Raw genomic sequence first — 24,243 nt, 5'->3', positions numbered from 1 at the left:
GACCGATGCGTATGTCATGGGCTCCGGTGATGACCGGCGGGTAACCTGCTTCGGGCGCCTCGGCCGAAAGGCCGGGGATTCGTTGCTGCGTCCGGTCCTGCGGAGAGTCCTACCGCCCGGCCGCGCCGTAACGATTCCCACCTGGTCAGCAGATAAACCGAGAAGGTTGTGCGCTGCGCAAGCTGCCGCCGATGGGGGTTGCGCGACGGTGAGAGAGAGGTTGGGGATTGGACTCGCTGGGTAGCGGCGGATCGGAAGCGGCGAACGCGCAGGGCATCGTGCCGCCCGGGGCCTTTCCGCTCTCGCCGGCACAGCTGGGCATGTGGTTCGCTCAGCACGTCGATCCGACGGTGCCCGCCAACATCGCTCAGTACGTCGAACTCGAGGGCGACCTCGACCGCGACCTGCTGCGTGCCGCGAGTGTCCGCGCCGCCCACGAGATGGGATCGGGTTTCCTCCGGTTCATCGAGGTCGACGCCCAGCCCTACCAGCTCGTCGACCCCACTCTCGAAGAGTCCGTCGGGTACGAGGATCTTCGGGGCGAGCCCGATCCTCGCCAGGCCGCGCTCGATTGGATGCGCGACGACCGCAGCCGTCCCGTCGACGTCCTCCGCGACCGGCTGATCTCCGCGACGGTCCTGCGCATCGGTGACCGTCGTTACTTCTGGTACAACCGCGTCCACCATCTCGCGCTCGACGGTTTCGCCGCCGCGACCTTCATGACCCGCATCGCCGAGCTCTACACGGCGTCGGTCGACGGCGTCGAACCGTCCCCGAGCCTCGCGTCCGATCTGCGAAAGGTCCACGACGTCGAGATGGAGTACCGCGGATCGAAGCGGTTCGCCGACGACCGCGAGTACTGGGTGCAGCAGATCGAGGGCATCGAGGAACCCACGAGCCTCGCCGGCCGCACCGCGGCGCCCGCGCCGGTCAGCCGCATCGACAGCGCGGCGTTGTCGGATGAGACCGAACGTCGCGTCGAGCAGCTGTCAGAGCGGGAGAACACGAGTCTGGCGACCGCCGTCATCGCGGCGTTCGCGGCCTACGTCGCCCAGATGACCGGGCAGACCGACGTCGTCCTGAGCCTGCCCGTCGCGGCTCGCACGACCGCCCTGTTGCGCCGCTCCGGCAGCATGGTCTCGAACGTCGTCCCGCTCCGGCTGAGCGTGACCGACGAGACCACTGTGCACGACCTGATCGCGGCGTCCGGTGCTGCCGTCTCGGGCGCGCTGCGTCACCAGCGCTACCGGCACGAGGACATCGTCCGCGACCGCGCCGCGACCTCGGCGGGTGGAGCGCAGTCCACCTTCTTCGGACCGTGGGTCAACATCATGCTGTTCGACAACGAGGTCCGACTCGGCGACATGGTGGGACGGATCAACATCCTGTCCACCGGTCTGATCGAGGATCTCGGCGTCAACGTCTACACCAGCGGCGACAACACCCACATCGACTTCGAGTCGAACCCGAATCTCTACGGACCCGACCGGGCCGCCTCCGACCACGCGCGGTTCGTCGAGTTCTTCGACCGCTTCGTCGGTTCGGCCTCCGACCGGCCCGTCTGGGACATCCCGCTCGCCGGCGGCACCGAACTCGACCGGGTCGTCCGCGACTGGAACCGCACCGACCATCCCGTGCAGCGCCGCGACCTGCTCGCGGAGTTCCACGACCGGGTCGCGACCTCTCCCGAGGCGACCGCGCTGGTCTTCGAAGGCGAATCGCTGACCTACGCCGAATTCGCCGCGCGGGTGAACAGCCTTGCCCGGGCACTGGTCGATCTCGGTGTCGGCCCCGAGTCCCTCGTCGGACTGGCCATCCGACGCTCGCTCGAGCTCGTCGTCGGCATGTACGCGATCGTCGAGGCGGGTGGTGCCTGGGTGCCGATCGACCCCGACCACCCCGCCGATCGCACCGCCTACATCCTCGAGACCGCCCACCCCGCGGCGGTGCTCACCACGGCACGCGACGACGTGACGCTGCCCGAGGGCATCCCCACGATAGACGTCGACACCTTCGACCACGCGCGGTTCGGCACGACACCGCTCACCGACGCCGAACGACGCGGACCGATCCTGCCGGACACGACCGCCTACGTCATCTTCACCTCCGGTTCGACGGGCCGGCCGAAGGGCGTGGCCGTGAGCCACGTGGCGATCGACAACCAGATCCAGTGGATGAACGACCAGTACGGTCTGACCTCCACCGACGTGTACCTGCAGAAGACCGCGACGACCTTCGATGTGTCGCTGTGGGGCTTCTTCATGCCCCTGCGCGTCGGCGCGACCCTCGTGATCGCGACGCCCGACGGGCACCGCGACCCGGTCTACGTCGCGAACAAGATCGCCGAGCACGGCATCACGATCACCGACTTCGTGCCGTCGATGCTCACCGTCTTCGTCGCGAATGCGCCTGCCGGGACGTGTGATTCGCTGCGGCACGTCTTCGTCATCGGTGAGGCCCTGCCGTCCGAGACCGCCGCGGACTTCGCGCGCATGTGCCCGGCCGGGCTCCACAACCTGTACGGACCCACCGAAGCCGCGGTCTCCATCACCTACCACCGGGCCGCTCCCGGCGACGTGCACAGCGTCCCGATCGGCGTCCCGCAGTGGAACAGCCGCGCATACGTCCTCGACCGGCGGCTGCGGCCGGTGCCGGTGGGCCGACCCGGCGAGCTCTACCTCGCCGGCGTCCAGCTCGCGCGCGGATATCTCGACCGTCCCGACCTGACCTCCGACCGTTTCCTCGCCGACCCCTTCGGGGCGCCCGGCGAGCGGATGTACCGCACCGGCGACCTGGTGCGGTGGGAGACCGCCGCCGACGGCACGGGTCTGCTCGAATACATCGGCCGCACCGACTTCCAGGTCAAGTTCCGCGGCCAGCGCATCGAACTCGGCGAGATCGAAGCGGTGCTCCTCGCGCACTCCGCCGTCTCGCAGGCCGTCGTGCTCGTGGTGGAGACCCCCACCGGGGACCAGCTCGTGGGGTACGTCGTCGCGGCTCCCGGCCGCACCATCGACCCTTCCGATCTCGCCGATCATGCCGGCCGGTCGCTGCCGTCGTACATGGTTCCGGCGTCGCTCATGGTGCTCGACGCGCTGCCGCTCAACACGAGCGGCAAGCTCGACCGGAAGGCGCTGCCGGAGCCGGTCTTCAGCAGCACCCGCGTCTTCCGTGAGCCGCGCACCCCCGCCGAGCGTGCCGTCGCCGAAGCGTTCGGCGAGGTCCTCGGTGTCGAACGTGTCGGTCTCGACGACGACTTCTTCGAACTCGGCGGCAACTCCCTCGTCGCCACCCAGGTGGTCTCCCGCATCGGAGCCGCGCTCGACACCCAGGTGCCCGTGCGTGTGCTGTTCGAGGCGTCCACGGTCGTGGGTCTCGCGACCCGGCTCGCCAAGCAGATCGGTACCGGCGCGCGGTCCCCGCTCGTCGCCCGACCGCGACCCGACGTGCTGCCGTTGTCGACTGCGCAGCAACGGATCTGGTTCCTCAACCGCTTCGACGTCAGCACCGCCGCCTACAACCTTCCGTTCACGGTGCGGCTCACCGGCGCCGTCGATCCCGCAGCGGTGTCCGACGCCTTCGCCGACGTGGTGGCGCGGCACGAGAGCCTGCGGACCGTCTACCCCGAGGTGGACGGCGAGCCGCAGCAGACGATCCTTCCGGTCGAGCAGGTCGTCGTCCCGCTCGAGCCGATCGACGTCGACGAGCAGGACCTGCACGCGGCCGTCGTCGACCTCGCGAGCCGCGGTTTCGACGTCGTCCGCGACGTCCCCTTCCGGGTCGCGCTGTACCGGCTCGCCCCCGACGACTACGTCCTGGCCATGGTGCTGCACCACATCGCCGCCGACGGCTCCTCGTTCGGCCCCTTCGCCCGCGACGTGGTCACGGCCTACAGCGCCCGCGCCGAGGGGAACAAGCCGAGCTGGACGCCGCTTCCCGTCCAGTACGCCGACTACGCCGTTTGGCAGCGAGAGGCCCTCGGCGACGAGGCCGACCCGAATTCCGTTGCGGCGCAGCAGCTCGACTACTGGGTGAACGAGCTCGACGGTCTGCCCGACCAGCTCGACCTGCCCACCGACCGGACCCGGCCCGCCGTCTCCTCCTACAACGGCGACAAGCACCGCTTCGCGATCGACGCCGAGACCCACCGCGGTCTCGTCGACCTCGCCCGCAGGCAGCACGCGTCGCTGTTCATGATCGTCCACGCTGCCTACGCGGCGCTGCTGTCCCGCCTCAGCGGTTCCGACGACATCGCCATCGGTACCGCCGTGGCAGGTCGTGGGGAGAAGGATCTCGACGACCTGATCGGCATGTTCGTCAACACCCTCGTCCTGCGCACCAGGGTCGATCCCGGCGTTTCGTTCGAGGACTACCTCGCCGGCGTCCGGGAGACCGACCTGACGGCGTTCTCGAACGCAGACGTCCCCTTCGAGCGTCTCGTCGAGGTGCTCAACCCGCCGCGCTCGACCGCGCGGCACCCGCTGTTCCAGGCCGCGCTGTCCCTCGAACCGGGCACCGCGCGCGACGTCTCGTTCGCGGGAGTCCACGCCGTCGGCGCCGAACTGGACGTGCCGATCTCGAAGTTCGACATCCAGCTGTGGGTGACCGAGAAGACCGGTGACGACGGCGAACCCGCCGGCCTCGACGCCCTGTTCGAGTACGCCACCGACCTGTTCGACGCCGCGACGGTCGCCGTCTTCGCCGAACGCTTCGCGCGGATTCTCGCCGGGATCGTCGCCGATGCGTCGACCTGCGTGGGCGACCTGGCGATCCTCTCGCCCGGGGAGGCCGAACGCCTGCTCACGGCGACGGGGCCCGAGCCTGCCGAGGCCCGCACCCTGGTGGAACTGCTGACCACCGGCGCCGTCGACCATCCCGACCGCGTCGCCCTCCGCGACCGCGACACCGTCCTGACCTACCGCGAACTCGACACGTGGTCGAACCGCATCGCCCGGCGGCTCGTCGAGCGCGGTGCCCGGCCCGACGGCATCGTCGCGCTGGCCTTCCCACGGTCGTGGGAGATGGTGCTCGCCGTGTGGTCGGTCGCCAAGACCGGCGCCGCCTACACGCCCGTCGACCCGGAGTACCCGGCCGAACGCGTCACCCACATGCTCGACGACTCGTCGGCCGTCTTCGGTCTGACGACGGGGGAGTACGCCACCGGTCTGTCCTCGGCCACCGAGTGGATCCGACTCGACGACCCCGAGTTCGTCGACGCGTGCGCGTCCTACCCGGACGGCCCGCTCACCGACGCCGACCGCGCTGCGCCGCTGCGCCTCGACCACACCGCTTACGTCATCTACACCTCCGGTTCGACGGGCAAGCCCAAGGGCGTCGCCGTCACCCACCGCGGCCTCGCCGGTCTCGTCCGCGAGACCGTCGAACTGTACGGCGTGACAGAGGAATCGAAGCTCCTGCACATCTGCTCGCCGAGCTTCGACCCGACGGTCCTCGACTGGACGCTGGCCGGGTCCACCGGCGCCGAACTCGTCGTGACACCGCCGTCCGTCTACGGCGGCGCCGAACTGCGCGCGCTCATCGAACGCACCGGCGTCACCCACACCGTCATCACCCCGGCGGTGCTCGGTTCCGTCGACCCGAGCGGACTCGACGCCCTGCGCGTCGTGAACGTCGGTGGCGACGTGTCCACGGCCGACCTCGTCTCCCGCTGGGCGCCCGGCCGCAACTTCTACAACGCCTACGGGCCGACCGAGACCACGATCGTCTCGACGCGCGCTCTGCTCGAACCGTCCGGGCCGATCACCATCGGACGGCCCGTGGCGGGCGTGCACGCCCTGGTCCTCGACAGCCGGCTCCGCCCGGTCCCCGCCGGTGTCGCGGGTGAGCTCTATCTCGCGGGCGACGTGCTCGCCCGCGGTTACCATCGGCGTCCGGCGCTCACCGCCGACCGGTTCGTGGCGAACCCGTTCGGCGCGAACGGAACCCGGATGTACCGCACCGGCGACATCGTGCGCTGGGACGAGCAGGGCCGCATCGAGTTCGCCGGACGCGCCGACTTCCAGGTCAAGGTCCGCGGCTACCGCATCGAACTCGGGGAGATCGACGCCGCGCTGCTGACCCACCCCTCGGTCGCCTTCGCGACCACCGTCGGACACGAGATGCCGTCGGGCCAGACCGCGCTCGTCGCGTACGTGCACGGGGACGAGCAGATCGATCCTGCCGAACTCGCCGATCACGTCGGCCGCTCGCTGCCGTCGTACATGGTGCCGTCGCAGATCGTCGTGCTCGACGAGGTGCCGCTCAACCCGGTCGGCAAACTCGACCGCCGTGCCCTGCCCGAGCCCGATCTCGGCATCAGCTACCGCGAGTTCCGTGCCCCGACCACTCCCATCGAGGAGACGGTCGCGAACGTCTTCGCCGAGGTACTCGGCGTCCAGGGCGTGGGTCTCGACGACGACTTCTTCGAGCTCGGCGGCAACTCGCTGCTCGCCACGCAGGTCGTCTCCCGGCTCGGTGTCGCCCTCGACGCGCAGGTGCCGGTGCGGGCGTTGTTCGAATCCAGTTCGGTGGCGGCCCTGGCGGTGCGCGTCGAGCAGGAGGCAGGTCGCGGAGCGCGTATCGCTCTGACGAAGATGCCGCGGCCCGAACGTGTTCCGCTGTCGCTCGCGCAGCAGCGCATGTGGTTCCTCAACCGCTTCGATCCGCGGTCGTCCACCTACAACCTCCCGATGGCGCTGCGCCTGACCGGCGAACTGGACGTCGCCGCACTGCAGGTGTCGATCATGGACGTCATCGATCGGCACGAGTCGTTGCGCACCGTCTTCCCCGACTCGCCGAACGGACCGCACCAGGTCGTCCGTGCCGCGGCGGAGGTCGTGCCGGATCTGACCCCGACCCGGATCACCCCCGACGAGCTGCCGGCCTCCGTGCGCCGCCTGGTCTTCACCGGACTGGACGTGACGTCGGACGTGCCGATCCGCGCCGAACTGTTCGAACTCGGCGACCAGGACCACGTGCTCGCGCTCGTCGTGCACCACATCTCGGCCGACGGCTGGTCCACCGGCCCGATGGCGCGCGACATCATGGTCGCCTACACTGCCCGCACCGAATGGGAGGAGCCCTCGTGGGCACCCCTGCCGGTGCAGTACGCCGACTACACGCTGTGGCAGCGGCAGGTACTCGGATCCGAGGACGATCCGCAGTCGCTGATCTCCCGGCAGCTCGACTACTGGCGTCGCACCCTCGCCGGTGCGCCCGACCAGCTCGATCTGCCCGCCGACCGTCCGCGGCCGGCCGTGCAGTCGTACTCCGGTGCGACCGTGGACTTCCCGATCGATCCGGAACTGCACCGCGAGCTCGTGGCGCTGGCACGTACCCGCAACGCATCGCTGTTCATGGTGGTGCACGCGGCCCTGAGCGTGCTGCTCGCGCGGATGTCCGGTCAGGACGACATCGCGATCGGCACCCCGGTCGCGGGTCGCGGCGAGCAGGCGCTCGACGACCTGATCGGCATGTTCGTCAACACCCTCGTGCTGCGCACGGATGTCGATTCGGGCAGGCCGTTCACCGCGCATCTCGCACGGGCACGCGATGCGGCGCTCGGCGCCTTCGGCCACGCCGACGTGCCGTTCGAGCGGCTCGTCGAGGTGCTCAACCCGACCCGCTCCACCGCCCGGCACCCGCTGTTCCAGGTGATGCTCTCGTTCGAGAACCTGCGCGCCGCGCACGTCGAACTGCGTGGCCTGACCCTCGACGTGCTCGACATCGACACGGCGGTCGCCAGGTTCGACCTGCAGCTCACCCTCACCGAGGACTTCGCGGAGGACGGCACGCCGAACGGTCTCGGAGCGGCGTTCACCTATGCGACCGACCTGTTCGATCACGCGACGGTGCGCGGATTCGCCGATCGCTTCGTCCGCATCCTCGAGGCCGTGGTGCGCGAACCCGAGGTCGTCGTCGGCGACATCGACCTGCTCGACGCCGACGAGCGACTCGCGGTCCTCGAATCGTGGAACGACACCGCGCACGAGCTGGAACCGGCCACTCTCGTCGACCTGTTCGACGCCCGGGTGGCGACGGATCCCGACGCCGCGGCCGTGGCCTTCGAGGGCGAGCAGCTGACCTACGCGGACTTCGACGCGCGAGTGAACCGCCTTGCCCGCCATCTGATCTCGCAGGGTGTCGGACCGGAGTCGACCGTCGGACTCGCGGTGCGGCGATCCCTCGACCTCCTCGTCGGCATGTACGCGATCGTCAAGGCCGGCGGCGCCTACCTGCCGCTCGACCCCGATCAGCCCGCCGACCGCAACGCGTACATCCTCGACACGGCGGCGCCGGTCGCGGTGCTGACCACCACCCGCGACGCCTTCGGGTCGACCGCGGCCGCGCACACGATCGAGATCGACACGCTCGATGTGTCCGACCTGCCGTCCGGCCCGATCACCGATGCCGATCGCATCGCCACGCTCACGCCGGCGAACACCGCCTACGTCATCTTCACGTCCGGTTCGACGGGACGGCCCAAGGGTGTCGCGGTGCCGCACGGCGCAATCGTCAACCGCCTGCTGTGGATGCAGGACGAGTACGGCCTCGGTCGCGACGACGTGGTCCTGCAGAAGACGCCGTTCACCTTCGACGTGTCGGTGTGGGAGTTCTTCTGGCCCCTGCAGATCGGTGCGCGACTCGAGATCGCACTTCCCGACGGTCATCGGGACCCGGCCTATCTCGCCCGGGTCATGGCCGACCGCGGCGTCACGGTCGCGCACTTCGTGCCGTCCATGCTCGCGGTCTTCGTCGCCGAGAACGCCGCGGCCTCGGCCTCATCGTTGCGGATGGTCTTCGCCTCGGGCGAGGCACTGCCTGCCTCGGTCGCTGCACGCCTGCGGTCGATCCTGCCGGGCGCTCGCCTGCACAATCTGTACGGCCCCACCGAGGCGGCCGTCGACGTGACCTACCACGAGGTCACCGCGGCCGACGCGGTGTCGGTGCCGATCGGCGTCCCGGTCTGGAACACCGGCGTCCACGTCCTCGACGGCCGACTGCATCCGGTGCCGGTCGGTGTCGCGGGTGAGCTCTACCTGTCGGGCGTCCAGCTGGCGCGCGGTTACGTGGCGCGGCCGGACCTGACGGCGGAACGCTTCGTCGCCTCGCCGTACGGGGCGGGGGAGAGGCTCTACCGCACGGGCGATCTCGTGCGGTGGGTCGCCCGGGAGACCTCCGACGCACGCACGGCGCGTGCCGAACTCGAATACATCGGCCGCACCGACTTCCAGGTCAAGCTGCGCGGTCTGCGCATCGAACTCGGCGAGATCGAGACGGCCCTGCTCGCGCTCGACGACGTCGACCAGGCCGTCGTGCTCGTGCGCTCGGACGCCCACTCCGGTGAGCACCTCGTCGCCTATCTCGTCGCCGCCGACGGCCGGTCGCTCGACACCACCTCCGTCTCGCGTCGTCTCGCCGGCTCGCTGCCGGCCTACATGGTGCCGTCGGTCTACGTCGTGCTCGACGAGTTCCCGCTCGGATCGTCGGGCAAGCTCGACCGCAAGGCCCTGCCGGCCCCGGTCTTCGAGGTCAAGGAGTTCCGCGCCCCGACGACCCCGGTCGAACAGATCGTCGCGTCGGTCTTCGCCGACGTCCTCGGACTCGACCGCGTCGGTCTCGACGACGACTTCTTCGCGCTCGGCGGCAACTCGCTGATCGCAACACAGGCCGTCTCCCGCATCGGCGAATCCCTCGGTGGCCGAGTGGCATTGCGCGTGATCTTCGAGGCATCCACCGTCGAGGCCCTCGCCGCCGCCGTCGAGGCCGACTCGTCGGGTGCGGCCCGCACACCGCTCGTCGCCGGGCGCCGCCCCGAACGGGTTCCGCTGTCGCTCGCGCAGCAACGCATGTGGTTCCTCAACCGCTTCGACCCGGAGTCCGCGGTCAACAACATCCCGGTGGCCGTGCACCTGTCCGGTGCGCTCGACGTCGCCGCGCTCGGGACCGCGCTGCGCGACGTCGTCGCACGGCACGAATCGCTCCGCACCGTCTACCCCGACGTCGACGGCTACGGCTACCAGAAGGTGCTCCCGGTCTCGGAGGTGCCGGTCGAGCTGACCGTCACCCGTATCGACGCCGACCGTCTGCCCGCCGAACTGCGTGCACTCGCGGCGACGTCCTTCGACGTCGCTGTCGACGTACCGATGGTGGTGCGGCTATTCGAAACCGGCCCTGATTCGCACGTGCTCGTCGCGATCCTGCACCACATCGCCGCCGACGGATTCTCGATGGTGCCGTTGACCCGCGACATCATGATCGCGTACGCGGCTCGGTCGCAGGGCGGGGATCCGGCCTGGGCTCCGCTCGAAGTCCAGTATGCCGACTTTACTCTCTGGCAACACGAGGTGCTCGGTGCGGAGAACGACCCGGAATCGCTGTTATCAAAGCAAATTCGTTACTGGACGAAGGTGCTTGCTGGTCTACCTGACAGTCTCGACCTGCCGGCGGATCGGCCTCGCCCGGCGGTGGCGTCCTACGCGGGTGCCGTCACCCGATTGCGGATCGACGCTGAGCTCCGTATCGCTATCGAACGCGTCGCCCAGCAACACCGCTCCACCGAGTTCATGGTGGTGCACGCGGTGTTGGCCTTACTGCTTGCGCGGCTGAGCGGCTCCGGTGACATCACTATCGGTACTCCGGTCGCGGGCCGCGGTGAACGTTCCCTCGACGACCTCATCGGTATGTTTGTCAATACGCTCGTTCTGCGGACCCGAGTGGATCCCTCAGCGGGATTCGAAGATCTGCTTGCCCATGTCCGCGAAGTGGACCTCGGGGCCTTCGGGCACGCAGAGCTTCCGTTCGAACGTCTCGTCGACGTACTTGCTCCCGTTCGCACTCAGGCTCACAATCCGTTGTTCCAGGTGATGCTCGCATTCCAGAACCTTGGGCAGGTCGCTCTTGAGTTGTCGAACCTATCGGTCTCGAACCTGCCGTTCGACCACGGCATGTCGAAGTTCGACCTCGCATTTACCGTTCTCGACGTTGGCGAAGAAGAGGTCGATCGCGGTTATGAACTTGAAATTCAATATGCGACTGATTTGTTCGACGCCTCCACAATCGACGAATTGAGTAAGCGATTTGTCCGTCTCCTCCATGTCGTCACCGCAGACTGGTCCGTGACGGTGGGAGATATCGATCTACTGGATGCCGACGAGCGGTCGCGTCTGCTCCAGCATTGGAATGACACTCATCATGAGGTGGATGAGTCGTCTACCCTCGTGAATCTGTTCTTCGAACAGGTCGAGCGCACGCCGGATGCGATCGCGGTGGAATTCGAGGGTGAGGCACTGACCTACTCCGAATTCTCCTCCCGTGTCAATCGTCTTGCACGGCATCTGGTCTCGGTGGGAGTGGGGCCGGACTCGACGGTCGCGTTGGCTATGCGTCGGTCGACAAGCTTGTTGGTGGGTATGTACGCCGTTGTGGTGGCGGGAGGCGCCTACGTCCCGGTGGATCCGGATCAACCGGACGAGCGCAACGCATATATCCTCGACACGGCGGCTCCCGTGGTGGTGTTGACGACTGAAAGCGACAAGTTTGCGGTCTCCGGAGCAAAAGTGGTGCCGAACCTGACTATCGACACCTTGGATCTGTGCGATGTTTCGGATGCGCCTGTGTCGGATGTAGATCGGGTATCGCCGTTGCGGCGGACGAACACCGCCTACGTCATCTTCACGTCGGGATCGACGGGACGACCGAAGGGTGTTGCGGTACCGCACCGCGCGATAGTCAATCGTCTGCGCTGGATGCAGCACGAATACCCGCTTGACGCCACCGATGTAGTACTGCAAAAGACTCCGTTCACCTTCGACGTCTCGGTCTGGGAGTTCTTCTGGCCATTGCAGGTCGGCGCTCGCCTCGTGGTGGCGCGGCCCGACGGTCACCGCGATCCGCGCTACCTGGTCTCCGTGATAGCGCGCAGTTCCGTCTCGGTCGTTCACTTTGTCCCGTCGATGCTCGCGGTCTTCGTTGCAGAGTCTTCCGTCGCCAATTGCTCGTCGCTGCGTTACTTATTCGCGTCGGGTGAGGCGCTCCCGCCAGCGTTGGCGGCCCGCACCATTGCCGTCTTGCCCCGTGTCGGGCTGCACAATCTGTACGGACCGACGGAGGCTGCGGTGGACGTGACGTACCACGAGGTCGTCGATTCTGACGTGCTGTCGGTGCCGATCGGCGCGCCTGTGTGGAACACGAAGGTCTACGTCCTCGATCACCGCCTGGCTCCGGTCCCTGTTGGTGTCCCGGGGGAACTTTATCTCGCGGGCGTTCAGCTTGCCCGAGGTTACGTAAATCGGCCGGATCTGACGGCCGACCGCTTCGTTGCCTCTCCATTCGGTGATGGTGAGCGTCTGTACCGCACCGGCGATCTCGTCCGATGGATTGGTGATGGTGAGCGGGGTGAACTCGACTACATTGGGCGAACAGATTTCCAGGTCAAGCTCCGTGGTCTGCGGATCGAATTAGGGGAAATCGAAGCCGCACTTCTCGAATGTGACGACGTCGACCAAGCCGCAGTCCTCGTGCGACAGGACCAACTGGTCGCATATATCGTGCCGCAGAGCGGCGCGACCCTCGACCGCGAGGTGGTCGATACGTATCTGTCGACGCGTCTGCCGTCCTACATGGTGCCCGCGACCTATCTCGTGCTCGATGCCATGCCATTGGGTGCGTCCGGCAAACTCGACCGCAAGGCGTTGCCAGATCCTGTTATCGAGTTACAGGAGTTCATGCCGCCGCGCACGCCGGTCGAGGAGATCGTCGCGGGTGTCTACGCGCAGGTGCTCGGTGTCCCGCGCGTCGGCCGCACCGACGACTTCTTCGCGCTCGGTGGGAACTCGCTCGTGGCGACGCAGGTGGTCGCCCGTCTCGGCGACGCCCTCGACACGACCGTCCCCGTCCGTGCCCTGTTCGACGCCCCCACCGTCGAGGCTCTCGCGGTCCGCGTCGAACAGTTCGGGGGAGCCGGGTCGCGGCCCGCCCTCGAACGGCGCGAGCGTCCGGAGCGGATCCCGCTGTCGCCCGCGCAGCAGCGCATGTGGTTCCTCAACCGCTTCGATCCGGCCTCCGCGGCGAACAACATCCCCGTCGGTGTCCGCCTCACCGGGAACCTCGACGTCGACGCGCTGCGCACCGCGCTCGGCGACGTCATCGAGCGGCACGAGTCCCTGCGGACGGTCTACCCGGACATCGACGGCGTCGGCCACCAGTCGGTGCAGCCGCCCTACGAGGTGGAACTGCCCGTCGAGCGGGTCGCCGAGAGCAGCCTGCTCGAGCGGGCGGAGCAGCTCACCTCGGCCGGCTTCGACGTCACGAGCGAAGTGCCGCTGCGGGTCGTGCTGTTCTCGCTCGGCGCGCGTGAGCACGTGCTGTTCCTCGTGGTCCACCACATCGCGTCCGACGGCTTCTCGCTGCGGCCGCTCGCGCGCGACATCATGGTCGCCTACGCGAGCCGTTCGCGCGGTGAGACCCCGAACTGGGCGCCGCTCGAGGTGCAGTACGCCGACTACGCGTTGTGGCAGCGCGACGTGCTCGGCTCCGAGGACGATCCGCGTTCGGTGCTCTCCCGCCAGGTGGAGTACTGGACCGCGCAGCTGGCGGACCTTCCCGACCAGCTCGACCTGCCGTCGGATCGTGCTCGCCCCGAGGTCGCGTCGAACACCGGACGCACCAGCCGGTTCCGTATCGAACCCGAGCTGCACTCGGCGCTGGAAAGCCTTGCCCGGGAGCGGAACACGTCCCTGTTCATGGTCGTGCACGCGGCCCTGACGGTGCTGCTGGCGCGACTGTCCGACAGCGAGGACATCGCGATCGGCACCCCGATCGCGGGTCGCGGCGCGGCCGCCCTCGACGACCTCGTCGGCATGTTCGTCAACACGCTCGTGCTGCGTGTCGGTGTGCGCAACGACATCCGGTTCCAGGATCTCCTCGCCGAGGTGCGCGACACCGACCTCGACGCCTTCGCGAACGCCGACGTCCCCTTCGAGCGGCTCGTGGAGATCCTCGACCCGCAGCGTTCGCAGGCGCGTCACCCGCTGTTCCAGGTGGCTCTGACCTTCCAGAACACCGGCCGGGTCGAGTTCGACCTCGACAGCGTCACCGCCGCGGCGGTCGACTACGAGGCGCCCACCGCCAAGTTCGACCTGCAGTTCACCTTCGCCGAGAGCGTCGGCGAGGACGGTTCGGCGGCCGGTATGGACTTCGCCGTCACCTACGCGACCGATCTGTTCGACGACCTGCGGGTCGCGGCGTTCGCGGAGCAGCTGCTGCGCATCCTGCGCGGGGTGGCCGAGGATCCGGCGGCGGTGGTCGGCGACATCGAGATCGTCGACGACTTCGAACGCGAACTGGTCGTCTCGCGCTGGAATTCGCTGGGCGACGACGTCGCACCGGCCGGAACGACACTCGTCGACATGTTCGAGGCGCGCGTCGCCGAACGCGGCGACGCGGTCGCGGTGCGGTTCGGCGACGAGCAGTTGTCCTACCGCGAACTCGGTGCGCGGGTGCACCGCCTGGCACGTCATCTCATCGATGTCGGTGCGGGTCCGGAGGATCTGGTCGCGGTCGCGATGCCGCGCTCGCTCGATCTGATCGTGGCGCTGCTCGCGGTGCTCGAGGCCGGTGCCGGTTACCTGCCGATCGACCCGAACTCGCCGACCGACCGGATCGAGTTCCTGGTTTCGGACGCGACGCCGGTGGCGGTGGTGACCACTTCGGACGTCGAGGTCGCGTTCCCGGCCTCGGTGCCGGTCGTCGAGATCGACCGTCTCGATCTGTCGGAGGTCGACGACGCACCGATCCTCGACGCGGAGCGTCGTGCCCCGCTGACGTCGACGAATCTGGCGTACGTGATCTACACGTCGGGCTCGACGGGACGCCCGAAGGGTGTGCTGATCCCGCACCGCAATGTGGTGCGGCTGATGGTCAACACCGAATCGGTGTACGGCTTCGACTCGTCGGACGTGTGGACGATGTTCCACAGCTACGCCTTCGACTTCTCGGTGTGGGAGCTGTGGGGACCGCTGCTCTACGGCGGAACCCTCGTGGTCGTCGACTACTTCACGTCGCGTTCACCGGAAGCCTTCCGCGAGTTGCTGATCCGCGAGCGGGTCACCGTGCTCAACCAGACCCCGTCGGCGTTCTACCAGCTTGTCGAGGCCGACCGGGTGGCGGCCGACGAGGCACAGCTGTCGCTGCGGTACGTGATCTTCGGTGGTGAGGCACTCGAGCCACGGCGTCTGGCCGGGTGGTTCGAGCGTCACGGCGACACCTCACCGCGGTTGGTGAACATGTACGGCATCACCGAGACGACCGTGCACGTGTCGTACCGGGAGATCGGTGCCGACCTGGCGCAGGGCGCGTCCGCGAGCGTGGTCGGTGTGCCGATCGCGGGTCTGCGGGTGTACGTGCTCGACCGGCGGCTCAAGCCGGTGCCGGTGGGTGTGGCCGGCGAGATGTACGTCGGCGGCGGCCAATTGGCGCGTGGATACCTGCGCCGTCCGGAGCTGTCGGCGGCACGTTTCGTCGCCGATCCGTTCTCGTCCGACGGTGCGCTGCTGTACCGGACGGGCGACGTCGCACGCTGGGTCGTCTCGGGCGATCTCGAATATCTCGGACGCGCCGACGACCAGGTGAAGATCCGCGGTTTCCGCATCGAACTCGGTGAGGTCGAGGCTGCGGTGCTCGCGCAGGACGAGGTCGCCCACGCGGCGGTCATCGTGCGCGAGGACACCCCGGGAGCGGCCCGGATCGTCGCCTATGTGGTTCCGCACGAGGGCATGTCGATCGACACCGAAGCGCTGCGCAGCAGTGTCGCCGTGATTCTTCCGGAGTACATGGTGCCCTCGGCGTTCGTGGTGATCGACGCGATCCCGCTGACGGTCAACGGCAAGCTCGACCGGCGGGCGTTGCCCGAGCCGGTGTTCGAGACGCGTGGTTTCCGCGCGCCGAGCACCCCGATCGAGGAGATCGTGGCGGGTGTGTTCGCCGATGTGCTCGGTGTCGACCGCATCGGTGCTGACGACGATTTCTTCGCGCTCGGTGGCAACTCGTTGATCGCGACGCAGGTGGTTTCCCGGCTCGGTGCCGCGCTCGATGCGCAGGTGCCGGTGCGGGCGTTGTTCGAGGCGTCCACCGTCGCGGAACTCGCGACGCGGGTCGAGCAGGAGTCCGGTCGCGGTGCGCGGGTGCCGCTCACGGCCCGGACCCGGCCGGAGTCGATCCCGCTGTCGCTGGCGCAGCAGCGGATGTGGTTCCTCAACCGCTTCGATCCCGACTCGACGGCCTACAACATCCCGTTCGCGTTGCGGATGACGGGCGCACTGGACGTCGACGCCTTGCGTGCCGCGGTCGCCGACCTCGTCGCACGGCACGAGTCCCTGCGGACCGTCTACCCCGAGACCGAATCCGGTCCGGTGCAGCGCATCCTGCCCGCCTCGCAGGTCCGGCCCGAGCTCGAACCGGTGGACGTCACCGCCGCCGATCTCGAACCGCGGATGCGGGAGATCGCCGCGGCCGGCTTCGACGTCACGGTCGACGTGCCGGTGCGGATGCATCTGCTCCGCGTCGCCGACGACGATCACGTCCTCGTCACCGTGGTCCACCACATCAGCGCCGACGGCTCGTCGATGGTGCCGCTGGTCCGCGACGTCATGACGGCCTACGCCGCCCGGTCCGCGGACAGCGATCCGGCGTGGGCGCCGCTCGAGGTGCAGTACGCCGACTTCGCGTTGTGGCAGCGGGAGGTCCTCGGCTCCGAGGACGATCCGGAGTCCACCGCCGCCGAGCAGCTCGGCTACTGGCGCATCGCGCTCGCCGACCTGCCCGACCAGCTCGACCTGCCGCTCGACCGTCCGCGGCCTGCGCAGCAGAGCTTCCGCGGCGACCGCGTGGAGTTCACCATCGGTGCCGATCTGCACCGCGAGCTGCGCGACCTGGCACGCAACCGGAACGCGACCGTGTTCATGGCCGTGCACGCGGCCTTCGCGGCGCTGCTCGCGCGCCTGTCCGGCTCGACGGACATCGCGGTGGGCACCCCCATCGCGGGTCGCACCGAGCAGGCCACCGAGGACATCATCGGCATGTTCGTCAACACGCTGGTGCTCCGGCTGGAGGTGGACGGTGGTGCGTCCTTCGACGAACTGCTCTCCGCGGCACGGGAAACCGATCTGCAGGCGTTCGCCCACGCGGACGTGCCGTTCGAGCGCCTCGTCGAGGTCCTGAACCCGGCCCGCTCGACCGCCCGGCACCCGCTGTTCCAGGTCGGCTTCTCGTTCCAGAACCAGAGCCGCTCCGAACTCGCCCTGCCCGGCCTCGACATCGAACCGGTCGATCTCGAAGGCGGCACCGCCCAGTTCGACATGCACCTGATCGTCGCCGACAGCTACGGCGACGATGGCGCGCCGCAGGGCATCGACGCAATCCTCACCTACGCGACGGATCTGTTCGACCGCGAGACCGCGGAAGCCGTCGCGGCCCGTTTCGAGCAGCTGCTCGAAGCGCTCGTCGAGTCGCCGGCACTGCCCGTCGGCGATCACGCGTTGCTCCTGCCGCAGGAGCGCGACGCGGTGCTCGGCGCGTGGAACGACACCGCCCACGGAACCGACACCGGAGCGACCCTCGTCGGTCTGTTCGACGAGCAGGTCGCCGCACACCGCGACGACGTCGCGCTCGTGTACGAGGGCCGGCAGTGGACCTACGGCGAGTTCGACTCGTCGGTCAACCGTCTCGCCCGGCACCTGCTGGGTCTCGGTGTGGGACCGGAGCACCGGGTCGCGCTGGCGATCCGTCGTTCGCCCGAGTTGCTCGTGGGCATGTACGCGATCGCGAAGACCGGCGCGGCCTACGTGCCGGTCGACCCGGAGCAACCCGCCGAGCGCAACACCTACATCCTCGACACGGCCGCTCCCGTCGCGATCGTCACGACGAGCGGCGACCGGGTCGAGCACGGCACCGCGCCGGTCGTCGAACTCGACCGTCTCGACCTCACCGGGCTCCCGGACGGCCCGATCACCGACGACGACCGGTCGGCTCCACTGCGGCCGGGCAACACGGCGTATGTGATCTTCACGTCGGGTTCGACCGGACGCCCCAAGGGCGTCGCGGTCTCCCACGCCGCGGTCGTCAACCAGTTGCTGTGGAAGCGTGAGCATTTCGGCATCGGGTCCGACGACGCGGTGCTGCTCAAGACCGTCGCGACGTTCGACCTGTCGGTGTGGGAGTTCTGGTCGGCGCTCACCTCCGGTGCCCGCCTGGTGATCGCCACCGCCGACGGACACCGCGATCCCGACTACCTGCTCGCGCTGCTGCGCGACGAGCAGGTGACCACGCTGCACACCGTTCCGTCCATGCTGTCGATGCTGATGACGGTCGCGGCCGGTCCGGTGGCGCCGTCGCTGCGGCGGATCCTCGCGATCGGTGAGGCACTGCCCGCGGCGGTGGCCCAGCAGTTCCGCGCGGACAACACTGCGACGCTGTACAACCTCTACGGGCCGACCGAGGCTGCGGTCTCGGTGACCGTCCACGAGGTCGACGACGCCGACCGCACCGTCGTCCCGATCGGTGTGCCCGAGTGGAACACGGCCGTCTACGTCCTCGACGACCGGTTGCGACCGGTGGCGCCGGGCGTCGCCGGCGAGCTGTACCTCGCGGGTGCCCAGCTCGCGCGGGGCTACCACGACCGTCCCGACCTCACCGCGGACCGGTTCGTCGCCGACCCGTACGGGCGCGGACGCATGTACCGCACGGGGGACATCGTCCGGTGGAACCGTGCCGGTCGCCTCGAATACCTCGACCGGGCCGACTTCCAGGTCAAGGTACGCGGTTACCGCATCGAACTCGGCGAGGTCGAGACCGTCCTGCGGGAGCTGCCGGACGTGAAGGACGTCGCCGTCCTGGTGCGCAATACCGCCCACCTCGGCGACCGTCTCGTCGCGTACGTCGTTCCGGCCACCGACGCGTTCGACTCCGGTGCGACACGGGCGTTCGACGCCGGTGCGACACGGGCGTTCGACGCCGGTGCGACACGGGCGGCGCTCGCGGAGCGACTGCCGTCGTACATGGTGCCGTCGGCCTTCGTCGAACTCGACGCGCTGCCGCTGAACACCAACGGCAAGCTCGACCGGCGGGCCCTGCCCGACCCCGAACTCGACGCGGGGCAGTTCCGCGCCCCGACCGATCCCGTCGAGGAGATCGTGGCCGCGACCGTCGCCGAACTGCTCGGTGTCGAGCGGGCCGGTCTCGACGACGACTTCTTCGAACTCGGTGGCAACTCGCTGCTCGCGACGCAGCTCGCCGCCCGGCTCGGTGCCGCACTCGACACCCGCGTGCCCGTCCGGACCGTCTTCGAGTCGTCCACGGTAGTCGCGCTCGCCGCCCGCATCCGGCCGTCGGTGGGCGAGGGCGCCCGCCCGGCACTCACGACCGTCCCGCGCCCCGAACAGGTGCCGCTGTCGCTCGCCCAGCAGCGCATGTGGACCCTGAACCGGGTCGATCCCGAATCGGGTGTCTACAACATCCCCGTCGCCGTGCGCCTGACCGGTGCGCTCGACGTGGACGCCCTGCGCGCAGCGATCGCCGACCTGTTCGCCCGGCACGAGGTGCTGCGCACCGTCTACCCGGACAGCGGTGACGGTCCGGTGCAGGTCGTGCTGCCGGTCGCACAGGCCGTGCCCGAGCTCACCCCGGTGAGCGTGACCACCGACGAGCTCGTCGACCGCCTCACCGAGATCCTCGGCAGCGGATTCGACGTGACGGCATCGGTCCCGCCGGTGCGGGTCGCGCTGCTGCGTCTCGCGGCGGACGAACATGTCCTCGCGGTCGTGGCGCACCACATCAGCGCCGACGGGTACTCGATGCGTCCGCTCGTGCGCGACGTGATGACCGCCTATCTCGCGCACGCCGCGGGGGAGACCCCGGGATGGGAACCGCTCGAGGTCCAGTACGCCGACTACACGCTGTGGCAGCAGAGAGTTCTCGGCTCCGAAGACGATCCCGAGAGCGAGCTGTCGCGTCAGCTCGACTACTGGGCCGACGAACTCTCCGGTGTCCCGGAGGTTCTCGCCCTGCCCACGGATCGTCCGCGCCCCGCCCGCCAGTCGACCGTCGGTGAGTCGTTCACCTTCACGATCGGTGAGGAACTCGCGCAGCGCATCGAGAAGACCGCCCGCGAGCACAACGCGACGGTCTTCATGACGATGCACGCCGCCTTCGCGGTGCTGCTCGCCCGCCTGTCGGGCAGCGAGGACATCGCGGTGGGGACCCCGACCGCCGGTCGTGGTGAGGAAGCGCTCGACGACCTCGTCGGCATGTTCGTCAACACCCTCGTGCTCCGCACCCGGGTGGCCGGTTCGGCGACCTTTGCGGAGCTGCTCGCACAGGCCAAGGAGAAGGACCTCGCGGCGTTCGGCAACGCCGACGTGCCGTTCGAGCGGGTCGTCGAACGTCTCGGTGTGCGACGCAACAGCGCGTACACCCCGCTGTTCCAGGCGATGCTCACCTTCCAGAACATCGACACGGGCACCTTCGCCCTGCCGGGGCTCGAGGTGGCCGCGCTCGAGACGGGCGCCGACCAGGCGAAGTTCGACCTGCAGTGCACGGTGGTCGAACGGTTCTCCGAGTCGGGAGCGCTGACCGCGCTCGATGTGACCTTCACCTACGCCACGGCACTGTTCGACGCCGCGACGGTCGAGGCCTTCGGCGATCGCTTCGTCCGGATCCTCGAGGCCGTCAGCGCCGACCCGCAGGTCGTCCTCCGTTCGATCGACATCCGCACGGATGCCGAGCGGGCGCGGGCGGCCCGGCCGAAGAAGGCACGCACCGTCGCCGATCTTCCGGCACTCGTGGCGGCAGCGGCCGCGGTGGCCCCGGACACCGTCGCCTTCCGGCACGGTGAGCGCGAGGTCACACTCGGCGAGTTCGCCCAGCGTCTGGACACCATGGCCACCACGACCGGCGGTGCGCTCACCGCGGAAGCGCTCGTCTCGGTGGTTTTGAACGGCCTCGTACCGGGGATGCTGCCCCAACTCGGCGCCGACGGTCTCGCACAGTTGGTGCGCGATGTGATCGCCGTCGCGGAAGGCGTCGATGCCGATGCGGTGGGAGACGCGGATTAGTCCTGTGTCGGTCACTTCGGGATAATGGAAGATCGGCTGTCGTTCGACTGCCCGGCCAGTACGGTGCCGGGTGGCAGCGGGGGGCGGTGTCGCGTGCACAGCGTGATGCCGAGCGCAGGTTATTTCAGGAGGCTGACGTAGATGACGGGTGACATGGCGGGCAAGCCGGCGCTGGCGATCGAGGACCTTCCCCGGTTGCTCGCCGCCGTCGCGGAGATCGAACCCGACCGCGTCGCCCTCACCGACGGTGATACCCGTATCGGCTACGCGCGCCTGCGCGACGAGATCGCCACGCTCGACACCGCCATGGGCGGTGCGCTCGGTTTCGACGCGCTGTTCCCGGTCGTTCTGTCGAACATCGCGCCCGCTCTGCTGGGTGCTCCGGGTCTCGCGGGGGTGGTCGACGCCCTGCTGGCCGACGCCGTCGAGGTGCTCGGCGACGATGTGGCAGCACCGGCCACGGTCGATCCCGACACCCTCATGGCGCGTTTCGACGCCCAGGTGGCGCGGACCCCCGATGCGGTCGCTCTCGATTTCGACGGGCAGGCCCTGACCTACCGCGAATTCGACGCCCGCGCCAACCGTCTCGCACGTCACCTCATCGGTCTCGGTGTGGGCCCCGACGCACGTGTCGGTCTCGCCGTCCGTCGGTCGTTCGACCTGCTGGTCGGCATGTACGCGATCGTCAAGGCCGGTGGCGCCTACGTGCCGCTCGATCCCGACCACCCGGCCGACCGCCTCGCCTACGTCCTCGAGATCGCCGAGCCGGTCGCCGTCGTCACCACCGAGCGCGACGCCGTCGATCTCCCCGGTTCCGTCCCGGCGCTGACGATCGACACCCTCGACCTGTCCGAGGTATCCGACGAGCCGATCACTCCGGAGGAGCGCGGCGGCGCGCTCACGGCCGATCACCTCGCCTACGTCATCTTCACGTCGGGTTCGACGGGACGGCCCAAGGGCGTCGCCGTCGAGCACCGGGCGATCGTCGCGAACATCGACTGGCGTCAGTCCGAGTACGGGATGCGCGCCGACGACGTGGTGCTGCAGAAGACGCCGTTCACCTTCGACGTGTCGGTCTGGGAGTTCTTCTGGCCCCTGCAGGTGGGTGCCCGTCTCACGATCGCCGTGCCCGACGGGCACCGCGACCCTGCCTACCTCGCGCAGACGATGATCGAACGCGGCGTGACGATCGCGCACTTCGTGCCGTCGATGCTCGCCGTCTACCTCACCGAGTCCACCGCCGCGTCGGTGAGCACCCTCCGCTATGTCTTCGCGTCCGGTGAGGCGCTGCCGCCGCAGACCGTCGCCCGCTTCTACGAGATCTCCTCGGCGCGTCTGCACAACCTCTACGGGCCCACCGAGGCCGCGGTCGACGTCACCTACTTCGCGACCTCCGCCGACGACACCGTCGTGCCGATCGGTGCCGCCGTGGCCGACACCGGCCTCTACGTCCTCGACGAGGGTCTGCGCCCCGTCCCGGACGGTGTCGAGGGCGAGCTCTACCTCGCGGGCGTCCAGCTCGCGCGCGGCTATCTCCGTCGCCCCGATCTGACCTCCGATCGTTTCGTCGCCGACCCGTTCGGCGAGCCCGGCGACCGCATGTACCGCACCGGCGACCTCGTGAAGACGAACGAGGACGGGCAGATCGAGTACATCGGCCGTACGGACTTCCAGGTGAAGCTGCGCGGTCTGCGCATCGAACTCGGCGAGATCGAATCGGCGTTGCTCGACCACCCGGGCGTGCGGCAGTCGGTCGTCGTCGTGCACTCCGACCCCGCGCTCGGCGACCACCTCGTCGCCTACCTCGTCACCGACGGCCGCGACATCGAACGGTCCGAGCTCGCCGACGCCGTGCGCCGGCGCCTGCCCGACTACATGGTGCCGTCGCTGTTCGTCGAACTCGACGAGTTCCCGCTCGGCGGCAGCGGCAAGCTCGACCGGAAGGCCTTGCCCGCACCGGATTTCAGCTCCCTGCAGCGCGAATACCGCGCGCCGTCGACTGCTACCGAGCATGCCGTCGTCGCCGCTTTCGAGCAGGTCCTCGGCATCGAGCAGCTCGGTGTCGACGACGACTTCTTCGAACTCGGCGGCAACTCCCTGAGCGCGACGCGGGTCGTCGCGCGGCTCAGCGCCGATCACAAGGTCCGCATCGACGTCCGCGAGTTCTTCGACGCCCCGACGGCGGCCGAACTCGCCTCGCTCGTCGACGCCGCCATGGCCTCGGGTGGCGACGGACGCGCACCGCTGGTCCCGCAGGTGCGTCCGGAACTGGTGCCGTTGTCGCTCGCGCAGCAGCGGATGTGGTTCCTCAACCGCTTCGAACCGGAATCGGCGGTCAACAACATCCCCGTGGCGATCGGCCTGTCGGGGGCACTCGACGCGGCGGCCCTGCAGGCCGCGGTCACCGACGTGCTCGGCCGGCACGAGTCGTTGCGGACGATCTACCCGGACGTCGACGGTGTGGGCTACCAGCAGGTGCTGCCGGTGGACGAGGTGGTGCCCGACCTGACGCCGGTCCCGGTGGCCGAGTCCGATCTGATCGCCCGGGCCACCGAGATCGTCGGCACCGGCTTCGACGTGACGACGCAGGTCCCCTTCCGGACCCGGCTGTTCGCCGTCACCGAGACCGGGACCGCGGCCGAGCACGTGCTGGTGCTGGTCGTGCACCACATCGCCGCCGACGGTTTCTCGATGGGCCCGCTCACTCGCGACATCGTCTCGGCCTACGCGGCCCGCGCCGCCGGCGGCGAGCCGGGATGGGAGCCGCTGCCGGTCCAGTACGCCGACTTCGCGATCTGGCAGCGGGAGGTGCTCGGCTCGGAGGACGATCCGGAGTCGGTCATCTCCTCGCAGGTCGGTTTCTGGCGGGACACGCTTGAGGGTCTGCCCGAGCAGCTCGACCTGCCGGCCGACCGCCCGCGCCCCGCCGTCGCCACCAATCGTGGTGCCCTGCACGAGTTCACCATCGACGAGACGCTGCACGACCGCATCGTCACGCTCGCCCGCGAACGCAACGCGACCCCGTTCATGGTGGTGCACGCCGCGCTGGCGGTGCTGCTGGCGCGTCTGTCGGGCACCGACGACATCGCGATCGGTACTCCGGTGGCCGGTCGTGGCGACGCGGCGCTCGACGATC

The 24,243-nt window shown here is 69.0% G+C and carries 2 protein-coding genes (1 of these 2 cut by a window edge); both read left to right on the top strand.

Translation table 11 applies throughout. The features are described 5' to 3' along the window. The first annotated feature begins 227 nt into the window (after window positions 1-227). A complete protein-coding gene (locus tag RBB84_RS13415; protein WP_033096084.1) occupies window positions 228-21,107 on the top strand; it encodes a non-ribosomal peptide synthetase in 20,880 nt (6,959 codons plus the stop codon). 141 nt (window positions 21,108-21,248) lie between these two features. After that, a protein-coding gene (locus tag RBB84_RS13410; protein WP_350246167.1) for a non-ribosomal peptide synthase/polyketide synthase crosses the window boundary here: on the top strand, window positions 21,249-24,243 show its beginning. It continues 26,591 nt past the right edge of the window; 2,995 of the gene's 29,586 nt are visible here — the first part of the coding sequence; it begins with the start codon at window positions 21,249-21,251; its stop codon lies beyond the right edge, outside the window.

This window comes from Rhodococcus sp. D-6 (assembly GCF_040256695.1).
GTDB lineage: Bacteria > Actinomycetota > Actinomycetes > Mycobacteriales > Mycobacteriaceae > Rhodococcus > Rhodococcus pyridinivorans.
This window is presented reverse-complemented; position numbering and strand designations above follow the sequence as displayed.